This is a genomic window from Olsenella sp. CU969 (assembly GCF_905219715.1).
Classification (GTDB): domain Bacteria; phylum Actinomycetota; class Coriobacteriia; order Coriobacteriales; family Atopobiaceae; genus Granulimonas; species Granulimonas faecalis.
Map to the genome: position 1 here is coordinate 1 of NZ_CAJMXC010000122.1, position 3188 is coordinate 3188.

At 67.9% G+C, this 3188-nt stretch carries 3 protein-coding genes; all 3 read left to right on the forward strand.

The window, feature by feature from the left end:
* Nucleotides 1-1148, forward strand: a 1148-nt coding sequence (locus JX283_RS08910) for a coiled-coil domain-containing protein (RefSeq protein ID WP_370583436.1), incomplete at its 5' end; no start/stop codon positions are given.
* 83 nt (nt 1149-1231) lie between these two features.
* Complete coding sequence (locus tag JX283_RS08030; RefSeq protein WP_204830111.1) at nt 1232-2572, forward strand: FAD-dependent oxidoreductase; 1341 nt, start codon at nt 1232-1234, stop codon at nt 2570-2572.
* A 111-nt stretch (nt 2573-2683) separates the two neighbouring features.
* Nucleotides 2684-3188, forward strand: a 505-nt coding sequence (locus JX283_RS08035) for an SDR family NAD(P)-dependent oxidoreductase (protein WP_204830112.1), incomplete at its 3' end; no start/stop codon positions are given.

Sequence of the window (3188 nt, forward strand, 5' to 3'; positions counted from 1 at the left end):
CCCATACCCCCCTCCGCGGCCTCTCCCGCCGCGGNTTCCTCCGGGTCGCCTGCGGCCTCGGCCTCGCCGCCCTCGCGACCCCCGTCACCGGCGCCCTCGCCAGGCCGTCGGCCTCCCAGTCGACCCTCGACGCCCTCGCCGACGCCCAGGCCCAGCTCGACGCCGCCCAGGCCGAGCTCGACCGCCTCGGCGACGAGTACGAGCAGCTCGCCGCCCAGCTCTCCGAGACCATGGGCAAGATCGAGGACGTCAACGGCCAGATCGCCGACACCGAGGCGGAGATCGAGAAGAAGGAGAGGGAGCTCGAGGAGAAGAAGGAGCTCCTCGCCGCCCGCGTGAACGCCAACTACAAGGCAGGCGACACCAACTTCCTCGAGGTCCTCATGGCCTCCTCGAGCTTCGAGGAGCTCACGAGCAACATCTACTACATGAACAAGGTCACCCAGGCGGACGTCGCCCTCATCGACGAGGTGACCACGGCCAAGCGGGCCCTCGACAACACCAAGGCCCAGCTGGAGGCCCAGAAGGCCCAGCTGGAGGACCTCAAGGCCTCCCAGGCCTCCGACCTCGAGGCCATGCAGGCCAAGCAGGTGGAGACACAGAACATGCTCGCGAGCCTCTCCTCCGAGGTCCAAGGGCTCATGGCCCAGCGCGACGCCGAGATCATGGCGTCGGCCAAGGCCGAGCAGGAGGAGCGCGANCGCGCCGAGGCCGCCCGCGCAGCCTCCGCCTCCCAGGCGGCCAGCGCCTCGGCGGCCCTCGCCGGCTCGGGCGGCTCCGCCTCCGGCAAGGGCGCGGCCATCGTGGCCGCCTGCGGGCGCGTGCCCTNGCCGGGCGCCGGCTACTGCGCCATGTGGGTGAGCNAGGTCTACCAGGCGGCGGGCTGCGGCTACCCCGGTGGCAACGCCGTGGACCAGTACTACTCGTTCTGCACGAGCTCCAACCGTTCTGCCATCCAACCCGGCATGCTCGTGGCAGTGCCGTGCCACCCCCACACCGCGGCGGGCCGCATCTACGGCCACGTGGGCATCTACGTGGGAGACGGCATGGTTATGGACAACATCGGCTACATCCGCACGATCAACCTTGACTCCTGGATCTCCTACTACCAGTCTGGCGGTGTGACCGCCCGTTGGGGCTTCGCGTAGGACCGAGGCGTCCCGCGGCCTTCCTCTGCGTCAAGCGGGTAGCATCTCTGATGTAAGGCACATCGTCAGAAGGAAGGTTCGTCATGGCCAAAGTCGCCGTCATCGGATGCACCCACGCCGGTGTGTTCGCCACCGTCTCCATCCTCAAGGCCCATCCCGACTGGGAGGTCCACGTCTTCGAGCGCAACGACACCGTGTCGTTCCTCTCGTGCGGCATCGCCCTTTGGGTGGGCGACCACGTGAGCGACCCCAATCGGATGTTCTACAGCTCCCCCGCCGCCCTCGCCGACGCCGGCGCCCATGTGCACATGCACACCGACGTCGTCAGCGCCGACGCCGCCACCAAGCACGTGGAGTGGACCGACCTCCAGACCGACGAGAAGGGCGCCTGCGACTTCGACTACCTCGTGGTCACCACCGGCTCCAAGCCCGTTTTGCCGCCCNTCCCCGGCATCGACGGCGGCCGCGTGCTCCACTGCAAGAACTGGGACGACGCCCTGCGCGTCAAGGAGCTCTGCGGCGACGCCGACTCCGTTGCCGTGATCGGTGCCGGCTACATCGGCTCCGAGCTCGCCGAGCAGCTCTCCGAGGCCGGCAAGCGCGTGGTCCTCGTAGACGCGCTGCCCNGCGTCCTGGCCAAGAACTTCGACGCCGACGTGACCGACCAGATGGAGCGCGCCTTTGCCGACCACGGCGTCGAGCTCGCCCTGGGCGAGAAGGTCGTGGCCTTCGAGTCGAGCGACNGCGCCGTCACCGTCACCACCGACAAGGGCGCCTATACCGCCGACTACGCCATCCTCGGCCTGGGCTTTTTACCCCGCACCGACCTCTTCGACGGGCAGCTCGACATGATGCCCAACGGCGCCATCCGCGTGGACGAGTACCTGCGCACCTCCGTGCCGGGCGTCTTCGCGGCCGGCGACGCCGCGTCCATCCTCTTCAACCCCACGGGCAAGGAGGACTACATCCCGCTGGCCACCAACGCCGTGCGCCAGGCCTCGCTCGTCGGCGCCAACATCGTCGAGCCCACGATCGCCTACGCCGGCACCCAGGCCANCNCGGCCGTCCNGCTCTACGANTACANCCTCGCCGCCACGGGCCTTACCGTGGAGGGCGTNGCCATNCGCGGCCTCTCCCTCGAGAGCACCACGGTGACTGAAAACTACCGCCCCGACTTCATGCTCACCACGGCGCCGGNGACTNNCNCTTTGGTCTTCGACCCCGAGACGCGCCAGGTCAAGGGCGCCCAGTTCTTCTCCACTGAGCCCGACGTGGCCCAGGCCGCCAACGCCGTGTCCATCGCCATTGCCAACAAGATGACGGTGGAGCAGCTGGCCCAGGTGGACCTGCTCTTCCAGCCCAACTTCTCCAACCCCGTCAACTACATCGGGTCGGTGTCCATGAAGGCGGCAGGCCTCGTGTAGAGCGCTCACCCATACGGTTTTCTCCNGCAAATGGGCCGGTCTCCATTCGGAGGCCGGCCCATTGGCCTTATGGTGGGGTGCACGTTCAAGTCTCTTGTTGCGAGGAGAACCATGGATTCCAAGAAGCCTGAGGACACCTGCGTCCTCGTCACCGGAGGCGCCGGCTTCATCGGCAGCCACACCGTCGTCGACCTGCTCGAGAANGGCTANCACGTCGTGATCGTGGACGACCTCTCCAACTCCAGCCCCCGCGTCCTCGACCGCATCCACCGGATCGTGGGCGACGAGGCCTTCTCCCGCTGCACCTTCCACGAGGTGGACATCTGCGACCGCGCCGCCCTCGAGGAGGTCTTCGCGCGCCACGACGTCGACCGCGTGATCCACTTCGCCGGCTTCAAGGCCGTCGGCGAGTCCGTCGAGAAGCCGCTCGAGTACTACAGCAACAACATCGGCGGCACCCTCACCCTCTGCGAGGTCATGCGCGAGGCCGGCTGCAAGGCCATCATCTTCTCCAGCTCGGCCACCGTCTACGGCGACCCCGACGCCCTGCCCCTCACCGAGGACTCCCCCAAGAAGCCGGCCACCAACCCCTACGGCTGGACCAAGTGGATGATCG